Genomic DNA, 17,093 nt, shown 5'->3' with positions numbered 1-17,093 from the left:
TGGCCTAGGCTGCCCGGGGCTGGGAAACGCCCATGCCCGCGCGAGGAAGCCATGATCCGAATAGGTAATGCCCAGGTGTCGCTGGAGCGGCGCGAAGCCTTTGTTGATGGCAAGCCGATCCTGTTGGGCGGGCGTGCCTTCGAGGTGCTGGCTACGCTGATCAAGGCCAAGGGCCGGGTGGTCGGCAAGGACGAGCTGTTCAGCCAGGTGTGGGCTGGCACGGTGGTGGAGGACAACAACCTGCAGGTGCAGGTGTCCTTGCTGCGCAAGGCCTTTGGCGACCGTGGCCTGATCCAGACCGTGCCGCGCCGGGGCTATCGCCTGGCCGCCGAGATCAGTCTCGAGGTGCCTGGCGAGGCGTTGGGCAAATCGCCGCTGTGCGCCGTGGCCGACACTGTCGAGTTGTTCGATGAGCACTTGAACGTGCCGGTGCTGGTGGTGGATGACGACCCGTCGGTGCGTACGGCGTTAGGCCGCCTGCTGCGCTCGCAGGACATTCCGCATCATTTGTTCGCCAGTGCCGAGGCGTTGTTCGAGGCCCGCCTGGAAACCCCCTATGCCTGCCTGTTGCTGGACATGCACCTGCCCGATACCAGCGGCCTGGAGGTACAAGACGCGCTGCGCCGGCTGGCGCTGCCCTGGCCGGTCGTGTTCATGACCGGCTTCGGCACCATCCCGATGACCGTCCAGGCCATGCGTGCCGGGGCCGTGGAGTTCCTGACCAAACCGTTCGACGAAGACCAGCTGCTGACACTGCTGCAGGCGGTGCGCACGCGTGCCGTGGCCGAAGGGCGCAGGTGGCACCATGCGCGGCAGGTCGAGGAAAAGTACCAGCGCCTGACCCAGCGCGAGCGCCAGGTGTTCTCGCTGGTGGTTGGCGGCCTGTCGCACAAGCAGATCGCCAAGCAGATCGGCACCAGCGAGGTGACGACCAAGGTGCACAAGAAGAACATCATGAACAAGATGCAGTCCCGCTCGCTGCTGGAGCTGGTGGCCATGCACAACGTCATCGGGGCGCAGCCTGAGGGCCTGGGCGGCGCATGAGCAGAGCGGTGTGCATCGTCGACGACGATGCGTCGGTGCGCAAAAGCCTGGCCAACCTGCTGCGTTCGGCAGGTTTCGAGACCTTGTCGTTTGCTGCAGGGGACCTGTTCCTGGCCTCGGCACTGGCGCGGCAAGCGGGGTGTGTGCTGCTCGACCTGAGGATGCCCGGAATGAGCGGGCTGGCGGTGCAGCGCGAACTGGCCCGGCTGGAGTGGCGTTTGCCGGTGATCTGCATGTCGGCGCATTGGGATGAAGGGGCGGTGCGGGCGGCGATGGCGCTTGGGGCGCTGGTCTGCCTGGGCAAGCCATTTTCTGAAGAGGTGCTGCTGAAGGTGGTTGAGGATGCTTTGGTGGGCAGCCAGTGATGCCTGTGTCGGCCCTTCGCGGGCTTGCCCGCTCCCACAGGGATCTCCACAACCCTTGAAACTGTGGTGTCTCTTGTGGGAGCGGCCTTGTGTCGCGATGGGCTGCAAGGCAGCCCCGGCAATTTAACTGCTCCCCGGCCGGTACTGCAGGGCCTCGGCCAGATGCGCCCGGCCAATTGCCTGGCTACCTTCCAGATCCGCCAGCGTTCGCGCCACCTTCAACAACCGGTGTGCCGCGCGCAACGACAGGGTCAGCCGTTCACATGCCCCCTCCAGCCAGGCCTGGTCCGCCGCTGCCAAGCCACAATGGCGGCGCAACCCCTCAAGGTCGAGAAACGCATTCGCACACCCTTGCCGCCGCTGTTGCAGTTCACGTGCCTCGGCTACCTTGGCCGCCACATCGGCACTGGTCTCGCCGCAGGGCTGGTTGTTCAGCGTGGTGCTCTCCCGGGCCACGGTCAGGTGCAGGTCGATACGGTCCAGCAACGGCCCGGACAGCTTGTTGCGATACCGCGCGATCTGCTCGGTACTGCAGCGGCAGCGGCCAGTGGGGTCGCCCAGGTAGCCGCAAGGGCAGGGGTTCATTGCCGCCACCAGTTGGAAACGTGCCGGGAAGCGCACCTTGTCGCGGGCCCGGGCAATCACGATCTCGCCCGACTCCAACGGCTCGCGCAACACCTCCAGCACACGCCGCTCGAATTCCGGCAGTTCGTCCAGAAACAGCACGCCATGGTGGGCCAGGGTGATTTCGCCCGGTTGCGGCCGGCTGCTGCCGCCGACCAGCGCCGGGCCGGAGGCGGAGTGGTGTGGATGGCGAAAAGGCCGCTGCGGCCAGCTGCTCAGAGGCGCATGGCCGCTGACCGACTGGATCGCCGCCACTTCCAGTGCCTCGTGCTCGTCCAGCGGTGGCAGCAGCCCTGGCAGGCGGCTGGCGAGCAAGGTCTTGCCGGTACCGGGAGGCCCGGTGAACAGCAGGTTATGTGCCCCGGCCGCCGCTAGCAGCAGTGCACGCTTGGCAGCCAGTTGGCCCTGCACCTCGCTCAGGTCCGGGTACGGGCGTTGTTGCAGGATCAGGCCGTTGGCCGCATACGGCGGCAACGGCACCTGGCCGTTCAGGTGGGCGACCAGCTCCAGCAGGTGCCCCACCGCATACACCACCAGCCCGCCTGCCAGGCTGGCTTCCTCGGCGTTTTCCCGTGGCACCACCAGCGCCCGGCCTGCTTCGCGTGCCGCCAGTGCCGCGGGCAGCACGCCCTGCACCGGGCGCAACTTGCCAGACAGTGCCAGTTCGCCCAGGCATTCGACCTCGGCAAGGGTGGCCATTGGTACCTGGCCATCGGCGGCGAGGATACCCAGGGCAATGGCCAGGTCATAGCGCCCGCCATCCTTGGGCAGGTCGGCGGGGGCGAGGTTCTGGGTGATGCGCCGCTGCGGGTAGTTCAAACCGGAGTTGACGATGGCGCTGCGTACCCGGTCCTTGCTCTCTTTGACCGTGGTTTCCGGCAGACCGACCAGCGTGAGATGGGGCAAGCCGTTGGCCAGGTGGGTTTCGACGCTGACCGCCGGTGCCTGCACGCCCACCTGGGCGCGGCTGTGGACGAGGGCTAGGGACATGGACGCTCCGTTGTCGCTGAAAAGGGCCGCTTCCTGCGGCTTTGCAAGCATAGCCAGCGCGGCCCGGGCCGGAGCTACAAGTGTGCGTCGTGGTTTTTCAGGCTAGGGCGTTACCCTGTATTTTCATGCCCTTGCGCATTCATTCATCCTGCGGGGCTGGATTCAGCCGTGCTTCCAGTTCGGCTACCTGTTTTTCCAGGGCTTCGAGGCGTGCGCGGGTGCGCGCCAGGACGACCATCTGGCTGTCGAATTCTTCGCGGCTGACCAGGTCCAGCTTGCTGAAGGCACCTTGCATCAGCACCTTGAACTGGCTTTCCAGTTCGGCGCGGGGCTGGGCGGTATCGCTGCTGAACAGGCGCGAGGCCTGGTCGCTCAGGGCATCGAGAAGGGCTTTGGGCGCGAGCATGGGGCTGTCCACTGATACTGGGAAATGGCCGGCAGTGTAGCACGCACACATGCGCATCTGATCCGGTCGCGGGCTTGTGTAGGAGCGGCCTTGTGTCGCGAAAGGGCCGCACAGCGGCCCCAGCGATATCAGTATCCAGGCACAAATCGTGGGGGCGCTTCGCACCCCTATCGCGACACAAGGCCGCTCCTACAGAAAGCAGCGCACCTCTGAAACTGCACATTTTTCGAGCAATGCGCCAGGCCGGGATGCACCGAAATTGTGCATGTTTCGCATGCTGGCGACTGGCCAATCCCGACTGATTCACATAACTCGCTGTTTTCCCGTGCTTTGACGGAACTGGCAAGGTTTCTGCAAAGACCACTGCGAGCCATGCACTGATGCAGTTCCTTGTGACCAGGCAGTGCGCACGCGGAGCCGGATGCCGACGACGCGTTACAAAGCCAAGCGCTGCGCTTAGACTTGAGACGGGTTTGTTTTCCTGGGGCAAGTCCACCAAATCGGGAGAGAGTTTCATGAAGCTAGTCACAGCCATCATCAAGCCGTTCAAGCTGGACGACGTGCGCGAGTCGCTGTCGGAAATCGGCGTGCAGGGCATCACCGTCACCGAAGTCAAAGGCTTCGGTCGGCAGAAGGGCCATACCGAGCTGTATCGCGGTGCTGAATACGTGGTCGATTTCCTGCCCAAGGTGAAGATCGATGTCGCCATCGATGACAAGGACCTTGATCGGGTAATCGAAGCCATCACCAAGGCAGCCAACACCGGCAAGATCGGTGACGGCAAGATTTTCGTGGTGAATCTGGAGCAGGCGATCCGTATCCGTACCGGCGAAACCGATACCGACGCGATCTAAGCAGCAACAAAGCCTCACCAAACCCAACGCCCCAGGAGAAAACAACATGACTCTGCGTAAGATCGCAGGGCTAGGAGCCCTATTGTCCCTCGTAATGCCCGGGCTTGCCCTGGCAGAGGAAGCTGCCCCAGCGCTGAACTCCGGCGACACCGCCTGGATGCTGACCGCAACGGCGCTGGTGCTGTTCATGACCATTCCGGGCCTGGCCCTGTTCTATGGCGGCATGGTGCGTTCCAAGAACGTGCTGTCGGTGATGATGCAGTGCTTTGCAATCACTGGCCTGATGAGCATTCTCTGGGTCGTCTACGGCTACAGCATGGCCTTCGATACCACTGGTATGGAAAAGGGCGTGCTCAACTTCAATTCCTTCGTCGGCGGGTTCTCCAAGGCGTTCCTCAGCGGCGTCACGCCCTCGAACCTGACCTCGGCTGCCGCGCTGTTCCCTGAAGCGGTATTCATCACCTTCCAGATGACCTTCGCCATCATCACCCCGGCGCTGATCGTCGGTGCCTTCGCCGAGCGCATGAAGTTCTCCGCGATGCTGGTGTTCATGGGCATCTGGTTCACCCTGGTCTACGCGCCGATCGCGCACATGGTCTGGAGCGGTGACGGTGCACTGATGTGGGACTGGGGCGTGCTGGACTTCGCCGGCGGCACCGTGGTGCACATCAACGCCGGTATCGCTGGCCTGGTCTGCTGCCTGGTGCTGGGCAAGCGCAAGGGCTACCCGACCACCCCGATGGCCCCGCACAACCTGGGCTACACCCTGATGGGCGCGGCCATGCTGTGGATCGGCTGGTTCGGCTTCAACGCAGGCTCTGCCGCTGCCGCCAACGGCACCGCCGGCATGGCCATGCTGGTGACCCAGATCGCCACCGCCGCCGCGGCCCTGGGCTGGATGTTCGCCGAGTGGATCGGCCACGGTAAGCCGAGCGCCCTGGGCATCGCATCGGGCGTGGTCGCCGGCCTGGTCGCCATCACCCCGGCTGCCGGTACCGTAGGCCCGATGGGCGCCCTGGTGATCGGCCTGGTCTCGGGTGTGGTCTGCTACTTCTGCGCCACCAGCCTCAAGCGCAAGCTGGGCTATGACGACTCGCTGGATGCCTTCGGCGTGCACGGCATCGGCGGTATCATCGGCGCCATCCTCACCGGCGTGTTCGCAGCCCCGGCGCTGGGCGGCTTCGGTGCCGTCACCGACATCGGCATGCAGGTCTGGATCCAGGCCAAGGGCGTGATCTTCACCGTGGTCTACACCGCCATCGTCACCTACGTGATCCTCAAGGTGCTGGATGTGGTGATGGGCCTGCGGGTCAGCGAAGAAGAAGAGTCGGTCGGCCTCGACCTGGCTCAGCACAACGAGCGCGGCTACAACCTGTAACTGCGACGCGGTAAAAACTTGCCCGGCTTGCCGGGCATTTTTTTGCCAGATTTTTAGCATTTCCCGCACGGCAAACGGTTTATCCGACACGTTCGCGACGTAGGCGGAAATCTTACAAAACGCAGAGCATTCATGGTGCTTTGCTTTTTCTGCTGGCGCGCTAGAATGCGCGCCGAAGGGTGTTTGACGAGTAGTCCACACGCTTCGCCAGCCTTTGCTAGGCTTGCCAATAGCGTGTGGCCAGCAGGGGCTAAAGGATTTGTCAGGTCCTGCCAGGAGCAGGGCCTGCTGGGTGCCGCCTCCCATCAGGAGCGCCGACCCTAGGGCAGTGGCCTAACCCACGGCCAGTTGAATTTTCACTGGTGGCTGCCGGTCTACGGCTGCACTGGTCTATAACTAACCTGCTTTTCGCAAGTCATGAGGTAGAACATGAGCGACGACGATCTGGAAAATGATGACCTCGAAGTAGGCGACGAAGACGAGGGCGATGAAGGCCTCGAAGCGGCAGCTGATGACGGCGCCGAAGACGCTGGCGATGACGACAGCAGCCCGGCACCCGCTGCCAAGGGCAAATCCAAGGCCGCGGTCTCGGTAGACGAGATGCCGAGCATGGAAGCCAAGCAGAAGGAGCGTGACGCCCTGGCCAAGGCCATGGAAGAGTTCCTCGCTCGCGGCGGCAAGGTTCAGGAAGTCGAGGCCAACGTGGTCGCCGACCCGCCCAAGAAACCGGACAACAAGTACGGCAGCCGCCCTATCTGAGTGGCTGATCGAAAAAAAGCCCGCCGTCGCTGCGGGCTTTTTTGTGCCTGCTGTTCAGGCCAGGTTGACGCGGTCCCTGTAGGAGCGGCCTTGTGTCGCGAAAGGGCTGCGAAGCAGCCCCAGGGTTTTCGCGTAGATGCACGAATTGCTGGGGCTGCTTCGCAGCCCTTTCGCGACACAAGGCCGCTCCTACAACGGGCCGCGCAGGCCTCGAGGGCTGTGCAGTACCTGTCAGCGCCAGCGCGCGAGGATGTCGGGTAACTGCGACAGGCGCTGGATCTCGGCATCAGGCGCCTGTTCGCCTGCCCACGCCTTGCCCTGCGGGTTGAACCACACCGCACGCAGCCCGGCGCGCTGGGCGCCGGCGATGTCATCGCCCGGGTGGTCACCGATGTGCACCGCCGCGCTGGCTTCCACGTCGCCGCGGCGCAGGGCTTCGAGGAACGGCGCCGGGTCCGGCTTGCCGATGCCGAGGTCCTCGGCACACAGGGCAAAGCGGAAATAGTCCGCCAGCCCCAGCCGGCTCACGTCGGCATTGCCGTTGGTGACCACGCCCAAGGTGTAGTGATGGCGCAGGATCTCCAGCACCGGCTGTACCTCCGGGAAGATCTCCACCTGGTGACGGGCATGCAGGAATACTTCGAAACCTTCGTTGGCCAGCTCCTGCGCATGCTTTTCGCTGTAGCCGACTTCTTCCAGGGCATGGAACAGCACCCGTCGGCGCAGGGCGCTGATGCGGTGCTTCAGGCCGGGTTCAGCTTGCACCAGGCGCTCGCGAATGGCGAACAGGTGCTCCACCGGCACGCCGCCAAGGATTGGGGCGTTGGCTTCGAGCCAGTCGCGCAGCACGACTTCCGCGCTGGCAATCACCGGCGCGGTATCCCACAGGGTGTCGTCGAGGTCGAAGGTGATCAGCTTGATGCTCATGAGTCTGTGCCTTTGCTGCGTTTGGCCCGAGGGTGGGCGCTGTCGTACACCGCGGCCAGGTGCTGGAAGTCCAGGTGGGTATAGATCTGCGTGGTGCCGATGTCGGCATGGCCGAGCATCTCTTGCACTGCGCGCAGGTCCTGGGACGATTCCAGCACGTGGCTGGCGAAGGAATGGCGAAGCATGTGTGGGTGCAGGTGCTGGCCCAGCTCGCGCTCACCGGCTGCCTTCACCCGTTGCTGAACGGCCCGTGGGCTGATGCGGTTGCCCTGGCGGGTGATGAACACCGCGCGGTCGCGCGGGTTGCCGATGCCGCGCAGGCGGTACCAGGCCTGCAAGGCTTCGCGGGCCTTGCGGCCGACCGGCAGCACGCGGGCCTTGCCGCCCTTGCCCAGCACCTGCACCAGGCCGGCGGCGAGGTCGAGGTGATCGAGGTCGAGGTTGGTCAGCTCGGACAGGCGCAGGCCCGACGAATAGAACAGTTCGAGGATGGCCTGATCGCGACGGGCGATGAAGTCATCGTCGACACCGCCATCGAGCAGTTGCAGGGCGCGGTCGGTGTCCAGCACCTTGGGCAGCCGGCGTTCGCCCTTGGGCGCGCTCAGGCCGCTGGCCGGGTCGTGCTGGCACAGGCCTTCGCGGTTGAGATAGCGGTACAGGCCACGCACCGCCGACAGTAGCCGGGCCAGGCTGCGCGAGGACTGGCCGTGGTGGTGCTGGCGGGCGATCAGCTGGCGCAGTTGCTGGATCTGCAGCGCCTGCCAACCGGCAATGCCGTGCTCCTTGCAGTAGGCGACCACCTTGTCCAGGTCGCGACGGTAGCCCAGCAGGGTGTGCTCGGACACCTGGCGCTCGTTGCGCAGGTGTGCGCAATAAGCCTCCAGCTGGCGTTCCATCAGCGTACCGGGCGCAGGGTCTGGGTAACGCGTGGCACAACGCGGCCAAGCACCTCGGCAATGTAGCCAAGGAACAAGGTGCCGACGCTGCTCTTGTAGTGTTGCGGGTCGCGGCTGCCGATCGCCAGCACCCCGTGCAGACCCTGGTATTCCAGGGCAGCCACGGCGCTGGAGCCCACTTCCCGGCGCTGTTCTTCACCGAACAGGAAGGCCAGCTCGTGCTCGCGCAAGTTGCCGCTGACCGTCTTGCCGCCGCCCAGCAGGGCACCGATGGCCTGCTGCGCTTCGGCGTTGCTGACCCAGCGCCCGACCGGCGCGACGTTTTCGCCGAACAGGATCAGGCTGACGAAGGGCACCTGGAACTCCTGGCGCAGGCTGTCTTCGACCGCCATCACCACTTCTTCCAGGCTGCCGGCGTCGAGCAGGTCGAGGATCAGCCGGCGGGTCTTGTCGAACAGCCGATCGTTGTCGCGGGCCACGTCCATCAGTTGCGACAGGCGGTGGCGCATCTCGATGTTGCGGTCGCGCAGCAGCTTGAGCTGGCGCTCCACCAGCGACACGCTGTCGCCACGCTGGTGCGGGATGCGCTGTTCGATCAGCAGCTCGTCGTGCTCGGCGAAGAAGGTGGGGTGGGCGCGCAGGTAGGCGACCACCGCTTCGGCATCGAGCTCGGCGGACTGCTGGGGTACAACCTGGGGCTGATCGGTCATGGCGGTTACTCGCTTAGAGACGAACCTGTCCTTCGTAGACGCGTACGGCCGGGCCGGTCATCACCACGGGCTTGCCGGGGCCGGCCCATTCGATGTGCAGGCGGCCACCGGGCAGGTCGAGGGACACCGGGGAGTCCATCCAGCCCTGGCTGATCGCCGCCACGGCGGCGGCGCAGGCGCCGGTGCCGCAGGCCTGGGTTTCGCCCGCACCACGTTCCCACACACGCAGGTTGGCGCGGTGGCGGTCGATGACCTGGAGGAAGCCGGCATTCACCCGCTGCGGGAAGCGTGGGTGGTTTTCGATCTTCGGGCCCAGCTGGTGCACAGGGGCGGTACGCACGTCGTCGACACGCAGCACGGCATGCGGGTTACCCATGGACACGGCGGCAATCGAATGCACCTGGCCGTCGACTTCCAGTGGGTAGTTCAGCGCCTGCTCGTCGGCGACGAAGGGGATTTCGGCAGGGATGAAGCGCGGTGGGCCCATGTCGACACTGATCTGGCCGTCGTTCTGCACGTCCAGCTCTATGATGCCGCTCTTGGTTTCCACGCGGATGCGCTTTTTCGCGGTCAGGCGCTTGTCCAGCACGAAGCGGGCGAAGCAGCGCGCACCGTTGCCGCACTGCTCGACCTCGGAGCCGTCGGCATTGAAGATGCGGTAGCGGAAGTCCACTTCCGGGTTGCTCGGCGCCTCGACGATCAGCAACTGGTCGAAGCCGATGCCGGTGTGGCGGTCACCCCATTGCTTGGCGTGCTTGGGCTGGATGTGCGCGTGCTGGCTGACCAGGTCGAGGACCATGAAGTCGTTGCCCAGCCCATGCATCTTGGTAAAACGCAGCAGCATGGGCTTACTCCGGCAGCAGGCTTTCGCCAGCGTACAATTCGGCGATGGTCTCGCGGCGGCGTACTTCGAAGGCCTGGTCGCCGTCGACCAGGATTTCAGCGCAACGGCCACGGGTGTTGTAGTTGGAGCTCATGACAAAACCATAGGCGCCCGCGGACTGTACGGCCAGCAGGTCACCTTCGGCCAGGTTCAACACGCGGTCCTTGCCGAGGAAGTCGCCAGTCTCGCAGATCGGGCCGACCAGGTCGTAGGCACGGCCTTCGCCTGCGCGTGGCTTGACCGCGCTGACACCCATCCAGGCCTGGTACAGGGCCGGGCGGATCAGGTCGTTCATCGCCGCATCGATGATGGCGAAGTCCTTGTGCTCGGTGTGCTTGAGGTATTCCACGCGAGTCAGCAGGACGCCAGCGTTGGCCACGATGTAGCGGCCCGGCTCGAACACCAGGGCCAGGTCGCGGTCGCCGACGCGCTCGCGGATCGCCTTGATGTAGTCGGCCACCAGCGGCGGCTCCTCATCGCGGTAACGCACGCCGACACCGCCACCCAGGTCCAGGTGGCGCAGGTGGATGCCGCACTCGGCCAGGCGGTCGACCAGCACCAGCAGGCGGTCGAGGGCATCGAGGAAAGGCTCGACGGTGGTCAGTTGCGAACCGATGTGGCAGTCGACACCGACCACTTCCAGGTTCGGCAGCTGCGCGGCACGCACGTAGATGGCCTCGGCGTCGGCGATGGCGATGCCGAACTTGTTCTCTTTCAGGCCGGTGGAGATGTACGGGTGGGTGCCGGCGTCGACGTCCGGGTTGACCCGCAGTGAGACCGGGGCAACCTTGCCCATCTCGGCGGCCACCACTTGCAGGCGCTCCAGTTCGTCGGTGGATTCGACGTTGAAGCAGTGCACGCCGACTTCCAGGGCACGGCGCATGTCGTCGCGGGTCTTGCCGACGCCGGAGAACACCACGCGGTCGGCACGGCCGCCAGCGGCCAGCACGCGCTCCAGCTCACCGCCGGAGACGATGTCGAAGCCTGCGCCCAGGCGCGCCAGCACGTTCAGTACGCCGAGGTTGGAGTTGGCCTTGACCGCGAAACACACCAGGTGCTCGGTGCCTTGCAGGGCGTCGGCGTAGCTACGGTACTGGGCCTCGATGTGGGCGCGCGAGTACACGTAGGTCGGGGTGCCGTAGCGTTCGGCGATGGCCGACAGGCCCACGCCTTCCGCGAACAGCTCGCCGTCGCGGTAGTTGAAAGCGTTCATCTGGTTTCCTTACTGCGCTGGCGACTGCTCGGGCTCGAGCTCCGGCTGCTGTTCTTGTACCGGGGCCGGCTTGGCTTTTGGCTGGTGCTGGTGCGACTTGTGCGCTTTGCCGTTATCGCCGTCTTCTGGCAGATACAGCGGGCCTTTCTGGCCGCAGGCCGAAACGAGGCAGGCAACAGCGACCAGCGCCGCGAGGGAGGAAATCAGGCGCTTCATGGGTGAAATCCTTAGAAATATGCAGTATTGCGCCCGAGTATACCGAGCGACCGACGGCTTGCCTATGCAAGGGCCGGCCCGCCTGGCGGGCTATTCTTACCGCCTGCAAGGGCCCTTTCGCGGCTGAAGCCGCTCCCACCTCGACCGCATCGGCCTCACGCCATGTGCAGTACCTGTGGGAGCGGCTTTAGCCGCGAAGGGGCAAGTGAAGGTAGCGGCTAAACCTTTGCATTCGGCGGCAAGCGCCCGTATCTTGCCGGGCTTGCCTGTAACGCAGCCAATTTCGAGGTTCCTGCAATGAGTTTGAGTGAAGCGCGTTTCCATGATCTGGTCGACGCGACCCAACAGGCCCTGGAAGACCTGTTCGACGAGAGCGGCCTGGACCTGGACATGGAGAACTCCGCTGGCGTCCTCACCGTCAAGTTCGAAGGCGGCGCCCAGCTGATCTTCAGCCGCCAGGAGCCGCTGCGCCAGCTGTGGCTGGCCGACCGTTCCGGCGGTTTCCACTTCGACTACGACGAAGACAGCGGCAAGTGGGTGTGCGAGAAGAGCGAGGAGCTGCTGGGCGAAATGCTCGAGCGCATCGTCTGGGAGCGGGCCGGCGAGAAGCTGGACTTCGACGAGATCTGACATGAGCAGCACCCAGGCCCGGCCGCCCAAGCCGCTCTACAGCAACGTCAGCCCCGCAGTACCGTCGCCCTGCATCAGCGTTTGCCGGCTGGACGAACAGCGGGTCTGCACGGGTTGCCACCGGCATGTCGAGCACATCCGCGAATGGCGTTCGGCCGATGACGAACGGCGCCGGCAGATCTGCCGCGAGGCCCAGGCCCTGCGCGACCAGGCTAAGGCACACTGATCGCAGGGGCTTGAGTATTTACCCGGCTGTGGTAACGTCGGGTTCTGCGTCGGTGACGCCAAAGCCTTCACAAACCCCGCCCTTGGGCGGGGTTTTGCTTTATCTGCACGATGAAAACCGCCTGTTCAAAGGAGTCTGACTGGATCATGAGCACCAAGCCTTCCCTCATCCTCACCCGATTGGACGTACAACGTCTGGAGCGTCTGATCGACAGCCTCGACGAGAGTACGCCGGGTGTGCTCGCCCTGCAGGACGAGCTGGACCGCGCCGAGCAGGTGGTCGGTCACGAGGAAGTCCCGGCTGGCGTGGTGACCATGAACTCGCGCGTGCACTGCCGTGAGGAAGCCAGCGGCAAGGACTACCACCTGACCCTGGTGTATCCGAAGGATGCCGGGCCGGAAGGCAAGGTCTCGATCCTGGCGCCGATCGGTTGCGCCTTGCTGGGGTTGTCGGTGGGCGCGCAGATCGACTGGCCGGCACCGGGGGGCAAGACCCTCAAGCTGAAGCTGCTGGAAGTGGAATACCAGCCGGAAGCGGCGGGCGATTTCGACCTGTAAGGGCCTGGGGGCCGCTTTGCGGCCCATCGCGACACAAGGCCGCTCCTACAGGATTACGCATTCCCCTGTAGGAGCGGCCTTGTGTCGCGAAAGGGGCGCAACGCGCCCCCCGGCAATTCAAGCTTCTTGCGCCAAAACCTGCTCCAACCCCTCGTTCAAAGCCTGCTCCAGCTCCCGCTTGTAGCGCAGGTACAGCTGCGTCGACCCCAGCTGGTCATCCAGCAACTCGGACAAATCCAGGTCAGTGATGTAGCAGCGGTACTGCCCTGCACCATGTCGCTGCCCGATGATCTGCCGGGCGGCTACCGCATACAGCTGTTCACCATGCTCCAGTTCGGAAAACTCCTGCTGGTCGCAATACAGCGTCACGTGCGCCGCACCCGCCACTCCGGCCTGGATGATCGCCTGCACCTCATAGTAAGGCTGGTCGCTACCCTCGAGCGGGGCCTGGCGCGGCTCGATGCTGCGCGCCTTGCCTGGCCCGGAAGGCAACAGTTGCGCGTAGTGGATGTCCAGTGAGGCCGCGCGCTGGGTGTCCAGCGGCAGCCGGGCATCACGGCGCATCACCACCGAACGCAGAAAGCGCTGCAGCGGCAACAGCAGGTGGGCTTCGTCGTGCAGAGGCAGGCGTTGCTGCCACAGGGCATTGTATTCATCCAGCACGTACAGCTCGGCCCAGCCACCCTGCAGGCGGTAGAACACCTGGATGCAGGCCGGCCGGCCCTGCTCCAGCACCAGGTGCAGGTCATGGTCCTGCAGGGCGTTGGCATCCAGGTACAGCGGGCTGTAGGCGCTACGCTCTTCGCCTAGGTGGTCCAGCAGTGCCTCGTGCTCGGCCAGGGTGGTGAGGCCGACGTGCCCGGCCAGCAGCTCCAGCACATGGGTGTGCTGGGCCACCTGCAGCAGGTAGCGGTGGTTCAGGCCCTGGTCCAGCAGCAGCTGCACGGTGTCGAAGATTTCCTCCACGCGTTGGCCGATGGCTTGGGCGCGGCTGTGGCAGAAGCAGCGCACCCGCACCCTCGGCCGGTGGCCGCGCAGCACGGGGCTGTTGAGGAAGTCGCGCAGGCAGCGCACCAGCGCGTGCTCGCCGTCATAGCGCTGGACCAGTACCTCGTTCCAGCTGTTGAGGGTGACCTGGTCCAGGGTCAGGACCAGGTTTTCGCGCACGCCTGCATAGCTCAACGAGTCGGTACGCTCGGTGGTCATCAGGATGTTCAGGTCGCGGTGGTGGCGCAGTGGGTCGATGGCGACGTTGACCAGCAGCAGCACCTCGTCGGCAACGCTGGGTTGCAGCAGGCGCACTTCGCTGACGGTCGGCAAGGGCAGGGGGATGCTCTGCTGCAGGCAGCCGACCAGGTTGAACAGCTCGAATTCGCTGAGGTCGCTGACACCCGGGTGCAACGCCAGACGCGTGCTGCTGTCGATCACCCCGTTGCGATGGGCCCAGGTCAGCAGTTCGAGTAGTTCGCGGCAACGCTTGAGCGGGCTGAAGTGGTCCACCTCATGGGGGCTCAGGTTGCCGGTGTACAGCTCCCAGTGGTGGCTGCCGGGCTCTTTGCGGTTAGGCGCCTGGACCAGGGTCAGGGTGCCTTCGGCCAGGTCCGGGGCGATACCGGGGTTGATCACTTCGACCTTGCCGGCGCGGCGCTCGAAGGCCGCGTAAAGGCGCCGGCCCAGCACATTGAGATCGCGCTGGTCGGCGCGGCTGCTGGCGTTCTGAGTGCGGGCGAACTGGCTGAGAAAGCGGTAGCTGTGGTTCAGTTCGGCCACCAGCTCGCGGCGCTCGACGGCAACCTGCTGCACTTTCCATTGGTTGCGACTGTCCAGCAGGGCCAACTGGCGCTCGTCCCAGCCCCACTCGTCGGCCAGGCGCTGCAACAGCCGGCGTTGCCAGCCATTGGCCCGGGCCGGGTCGCTGAGCTTCTTGTTCACCTTCAGGTACAGGCTGCGCCGCACCAACTCCAGGCGCGCGTGTTCGCCACGCTGCAGCAGGTAGCGCTCGATGCGCCGGTACACCATCACGTACGGGTCCAGCTCGTCGAGGTCGAGCTGGTTGGCGAACACTGCCTGCTTGTAGTCCAGGCTCAGGCAGCGTACTGCGGGGTGTTCGCTGGCATAGGCCTCGGTCAGCAGCAGCTTGAGCAGCGACTTGTAGGGCGAGTCGATGCCTTTGAACAGTTGCCACAAGCCGGCGCCGACGAACTCGCCGGGCGGAATGTGCGCCAGGTTGCCGAGGTCGAGGGCGTCCTGGCTGCGGATGAAGCGCTTGGACAGCAGGGTCTGGGTATAGGTGTGGTAATCGTGTTCCTGGTAGACCGGCACCAGCCACCACAGTGGTGTGCGCCCGGCCAGCCAGATAGTGGTGCGGTAGAACTCGTCCAGCAGCAGGTAGTGCTGGGTGGTGCCGCAATCGTCGGAACCGAGCTGGCCCTCGCGTTGGCCCTGGGCGAAACCTTGCGTGTCGATCAGGAAGAAGTGTGCCTCGGCACCCAGGCTTTCCGCCCATGCCTCCAGCAGTTGGCATTTGCGGCGCAACTCGCCCAGCAGCTCGTCGGCCAGACCGGGTGCATGGCACACCCACAGGTCCATGTCGCTGTGCTCGGCCTGGGCGAGCGAGCCCAGGCTGCCCATCAGGAACAGGCCGTGGATCGGCCGCGGCGGATTGCCATGGCGGGCCTTGTAGGTGAACGAGCGTGCCAGGCGCTGGGCCTCGACTACCAGGTCGGCGCTTGGCTCGTAGCCCGATACGCCGGCGGGGGTGCTGCCGGAGACATAGCCCGGCAGCAACGGGTGGTTCACATGAAACAGCAGCGGCAGCAGCGTCAGCACCTGTTGCTGGCGCGTCGACAGGCCCTCCAGGGCCCGCTGCAGCCGACCCTGGTTGAGCCGCAGGAAGCGCGCACGCAATGTCGCCAGGACCTTGCGGTCGATGCCTTCGTCCAGGTCGGGGCGGATTTCGTGGGGGTGGTTCATTGCGCACTCGGGCAGGCCAGCGGAGCTGTGGCGAGTGTAGCCTGAGTGGCGGGGTCGGATAAGCGGCAATTGAAATATTGGCGCCATTTTCCCAGCGCGCGTGGGCGGCGGCTGCAGCTTTCGTTGCGCTTGAGGCATGATGGGGGCCTCAAGCTGATTGCGAGGTTTTCCGATGCGTGTGTGGATCGATGCCGACGCCTGCCCCAAGGCGGCCAAGGATCTGATCGTCAAGTTCGCCCTCAAGCGCAAGTTCGAGGTAGTGATGGTGGCGGGCCAGGCTGTGGCCAAGCCGGCGTTCGCGATCGTGCGCCTGATCGTGGTGCCCAGCGGCATGGACGCGGCCGATGATTACCTGGTGGAGCACGCCGTGCCTGGCGAGCTGGTGATCTGCAGTGACGTGCCGTTGGCCGACCGCCTGGTGAAAAAGGGCGTGGCGGCACTGGACCCGCGCGGGCGCGAGTTCGACGAGCGCAACATGGGTGATCGGCTGGCGGCGCGCAACCTGTTCACCGAGCTGCGCGAGCAGGGCCAGGTGGGGGGAGGGCAGGCGCCTTATGGCGAGCGCGAGAAACAGGCGTTTGCCAATGCGCTGGACCGGATCATTGCCCGGTTGTCCAGAGCCTGAGGGCAGGAGCGGTCCCTGTAGGAGCGGCCTTGTGTCGCGATCGGGCCGCAGCGCGGCCCCAGGTTTTCAGCTTCGCCGCATAAATTGCCGGGGCCGCTTCGCGGCCCGATCGCGACACAAGGCCGCTCCTACACAGCGCGTGCCAGCAAGAACCTATTCGTGCGTCAGCTCCAGCACCCGATCCACCAGCTTGTAGATCCCGCCAGCCGCTTCACTGATCGACTTGGCCTCCATGTACGCCGGGGTGGTCACCAGCTTGCGCTGGGTGTCCTCGACAATATCGTGCACATCGCACTCTTCATGGGTGCCACCCATCTTCGTCACGGCCGCCGCAGTGCCAGCGTCGGTACCGATGGTGCAGACCACGCCTGGTCCGTAGATCTTCGCCGCCAGCGCCGGCGAGATGCAGATCAGGCCAACCGGCTTGCAGGCGTCGGCAAAGGCTTCGGCCAGGGCCAGCACATCTGGGTGGACGCTGCAGTTGGCGCCTTCCACGGCAAAGTTGGACAGGTTCTTCGCCGCCCCGAAACCGCCCGGCACGATCAGCGCATCGAAGTCTTCGGCCTTGGCCTCGCGGATGTCCTTGACCTCGCCGCGGGCAATGCGCGCCGACTCCACCAGCACATTGCGCGATTCGGGCATTTCCTCGCCGGTCAGGTGGTTGATCACATGCATCTGCGCAATGTTCGGCGCGAAGCACTGCACCTGCGCACCACGCTGGTCGAGGCGCAGCAGGGTGATCACGCTTTCGTGGATTTCGGCGCCGTCATAAACGCCACAGCCGGAAAGAATCACCGCTACTTTTTTTGTCATGCTT

At 65.0% G+C, this 17,093-nt stretch carries 19 protein-coding genes; 9 read left to right on the top strand and 10 right to left on the bottom strand.

Annotated elements, in window-relative coordinates; all coding sequences use genetic code 11:
• Positions 1-51 precede the first annotated feature (51 nt).
• Complete coding sequence (locus tag ABNP31_RS25385; protein WP_075046734.1) at positions 52-1,044, top strand: response regulator; 993 nt, start codon at positions 52-54, stop codon at positions 1,042-1,044.
• A complete protein-coding gene (locus tag ABNP31_RS25380; protein ID WP_176240875.1) occupies positions 1,041-1,409 on the top strand; it encodes a response regulator transcription factor in 369 nt (122 codons plus the stop codon). The genes ABNP31_RS25385 and ABNP31_RS25380 overlap by 4 nt, the downstream gene beginning before the upstream one ends.
• A gap of 123 nt (positions 1,410-1,532) precedes the next feature.
• On the opposite strand, the gene ABNP31_RS25375 is transcribed toward ABNP31_RS25380, so the two are convergent.
• Together ABNP31_RS25375 and ABNP31_RS25370 are read right to left on the bottom strand one after the other, a co-directional pair.
• Complete coding sequence (locus ABNP31_RS25375; RefSeq protein ID WP_100412826.1) at positions 1,533-3,023, bottom strand: YifB family Mg chelatase-like AAA ATPase; 1,491 nt, start codon at positions 3,021-3,023, stop codon at positions 1,533-1,535.
• A 139-nt stretch (positions 3,024-3,162) separates the two neighbouring features.
• On the bottom strand, positions 3,163-3,429 hold the full coding sequence (locus ABNP31_RS25370; protein ID WP_025341076.1) for an accessory factor UbiK family protein: 267 nt from the start codon (positions 3,427-3,429) through the stop codon (positions 3,163-3,165).
• A gap of 515 nt (positions 3,430-3,944) precedes the next feature.
• Between ABNP31_RS25370 and glnK the strand changes: the two genes are divergently transcribed.
• The 3 genes from glnK to sutA all read left to right on the top strand — a co-directional run bounded on the left by glnK (position 3,945) and on the right by sutA (position 6,420).
• Positions 3,945-4,283 (top strand): P-II family nitrogen regulator, encoded by a 339-nt coding sequence (gene glnK / locus ABNP31_RS25365; protein WP_002555808.1) that lies wholly within the window; start codon positions 3,945-3,947, stop codon positions 4,281-4,283.
• A 46-nt stretch (positions 4,284-4,329) separates the two neighbouring features.
• Complete coding sequence (locus ABNP31_RS25360) at positions 4,330-5,661, top strand: ammonium transporter (RefSeq protein ID WP_025341075.1); 1,332 nt, start codon at positions 4,330-4,332, stop codon at positions 5,659-5,661.
• Between the two features lie 429 nt (positions 5,662-6,090).
• Positions 6,091-6,420: a transcriptional regulator SutA gene (gene sutA / locus ABNP31_RS25355; protein WP_013974748.1), complete on the top strand. Its 330-nt coding sequence runs from the start codon at positions 6,091-6,093 to the stop codon at positions 6,418-6,420.
• Positions 6,421-6,651: 231 nt separating this feature from the next.
• Here sutA and ABNP31_RS25350 read toward each other — a convergent pair whose 3' ends face one another.
• The 6 genes from ABNP31_RS25350 to lptM are packed head-to-tail and all read right to left on the bottom strand — an operon-like array spanning position 6,652 to position 11,265.
• The gene (locus ABNP31_RS25350; RefSeq protein WP_038410237.1) at positions 6,652-7,347 is read right to left on the bottom strand and encodes an HAD family hydrolase; all 696 of its coding nucleotides are present in this window, start codon (positions 7,345-7,347) and stop codon (positions 6,652-6,654) included.
• The gene (xerC, locus tag ABNP31_RS25345; RefSeq protein ID WP_025341073.1) at positions 7,344-8,243 is read right to left on the bottom strand and encodes a tyrosine recombinase XerC; all 900 of its coding nucleotides are present in this window, start codon (positions 8,241-8,243) and stop codon (positions 7,344-7,346) included. Before xerC ends, ABNP31_RS25350 begins: the two co-directional genes overlap by 4 nt.
• Entirely contained in the window at positions 8,243-8,953 is a 711-nt protein-coding gene (locus tag ABNP31_RS25340; protein ID WP_015272252.1) for a DUF484 family protein, read from the bottom strand. Before ABNP31_RS25340 ends, xerC begins: the two co-directional genes overlap by 1 nt.
• 13 nt (positions 8,954-8,966) lie before the next feature.
• A complete protein-coding gene (gene dapF, locus ABNP31_RS25335) occupies positions 8,967-9,797 on the bottom strand; it encodes a diaminopimelate epimerase (protein WP_085664295.1) in 831 nt (276 codons plus the stop codon).
• A 4-nt stretch (positions 9,798-9,801) separates the two neighbouring features.
• Positions 9,802-11,049 (bottom strand): diaminopimelate decarboxylase, encoded by a 1,248-nt coding sequence (gene lysA / locus ABNP31_RS25330; protein ID WP_013974743.1) that lies wholly within the window; start codon positions 11,047-11,049, stop codon positions 9,802-9,804.
• Between the two features lie 9 nt (positions 11,050-11,058).
• Positions 11,059-11,265 (bottom strand): LPS translocon maturation chaperone LptM, encoded by a 207-nt coding sequence (gene lptM, locus ABNP31_RS25325; protein WP_075046725.1) that lies wholly within the window; start codon positions 11,263-11,265, stop codon positions 11,059-11,061.
• Between the two features lie 297 nt (positions 11,266-11,562).
• Here lptM and cyaY point away from each other — a divergent pair, with 297 nt between their 5' ends.
• From cyaY to rnk, 3 genes are all read left to right on the top strand, one after another.
• Positions 11,563-11,895, top strand: a complete 333-nt coding sequence (gene cyaY, locus ABNP31_RS25320; protein ID WP_004575827.1) for an iron donor protein CyaY — start codon at positions 11,563-11,565, stop codon at positions 11,893-11,895.
• A 1-nt stretch (position 11,896) separates the two neighbouring features.
• A complete protein-coding gene (locus ABNP31_RS25315; RefSeq protein ID WP_013974742.1) occupies positions 11,897-12,121 on the top strand; it encodes a DUF1289 domain-containing protein in 225 nt (74 codons plus the stop codon).
• A gap of 146 nt (positions 12,122-12,267) precedes the next feature.
• Positions 12,268-12,678 carry a nucleoside diphosphate kinase regulator gene (gene rnk, locus ABNP31_RS25310; RefSeq protein WP_025341069.1) on the top strand — a complete coding sequence of 137 codons (411 nt, stop codon included), beginning with the start codon at positions 12,268-12,270 and terminating at the stop codon, positions 12,676-12,678.
• A gap of 117 nt (positions 12,679-12,795) precedes the next feature.
• Here rnk and ABNP31_RS25305 read toward each other — a convergent pair whose 3' ends face one another.
• Positions 12,796-15,651: a class I adenylate cyclase gene (locus tag ABNP31_RS25305; protein WP_238067064.1), complete on the bottom strand. Its 2,856-nt coding sequence runs from the start codon at positions 15,649-15,651 to the stop codon at positions 12,796-12,798.
• A gap of 172 nt (positions 15,652-15,823) precedes the next feature.
• Here ABNP31_RS25305 and ABNP31_RS25300 point away from each other — a divergent pair, with 172 nt between their 5' ends.
• Complete coding sequence (locus ABNP31_RS25300; protein WP_025341067.1) at positions 15,824-16,276, top strand: YaiI/YqxD family protein; 453 nt, start codon at positions 15,824-15,826, stop codon at positions 16,274-16,276.
• Positions 16,277-16,429: 153 nt separating this feature from the next.
• Here ABNP31_RS25300 and elbB read toward each other — a convergent pair whose 3' ends face one another.
• Complete coding sequence (elbB, locus tag ABNP31_RS25295) at positions 16,430-17,089, bottom strand: isoprenoid biosynthesis glyoxalase ElbB (RefSeq protein WP_025341066.1); 660 nt, start codon at positions 17,087-17,089, stop codon at positions 16,430-16,432.
• Positions 17,090-17,093: the final 4 nt, after the last annotated feature.

Source organism: Pseudomonas asiatica (assembly GCF_040214835.1).
Classification (GTDB): domain Bacteria; phylum Pseudomonadota; class Gammaproteobacteria; order Pseudomonadales; family Pseudomonadaceae; genus Aquipseudomonas; species Aquipseudomonas putida_Z.
The sequence above is the reverse complement of the archived record's forward strand: the minus strand, read 5'-3'. Positions and strand labels throughout refer to the sequence as shown.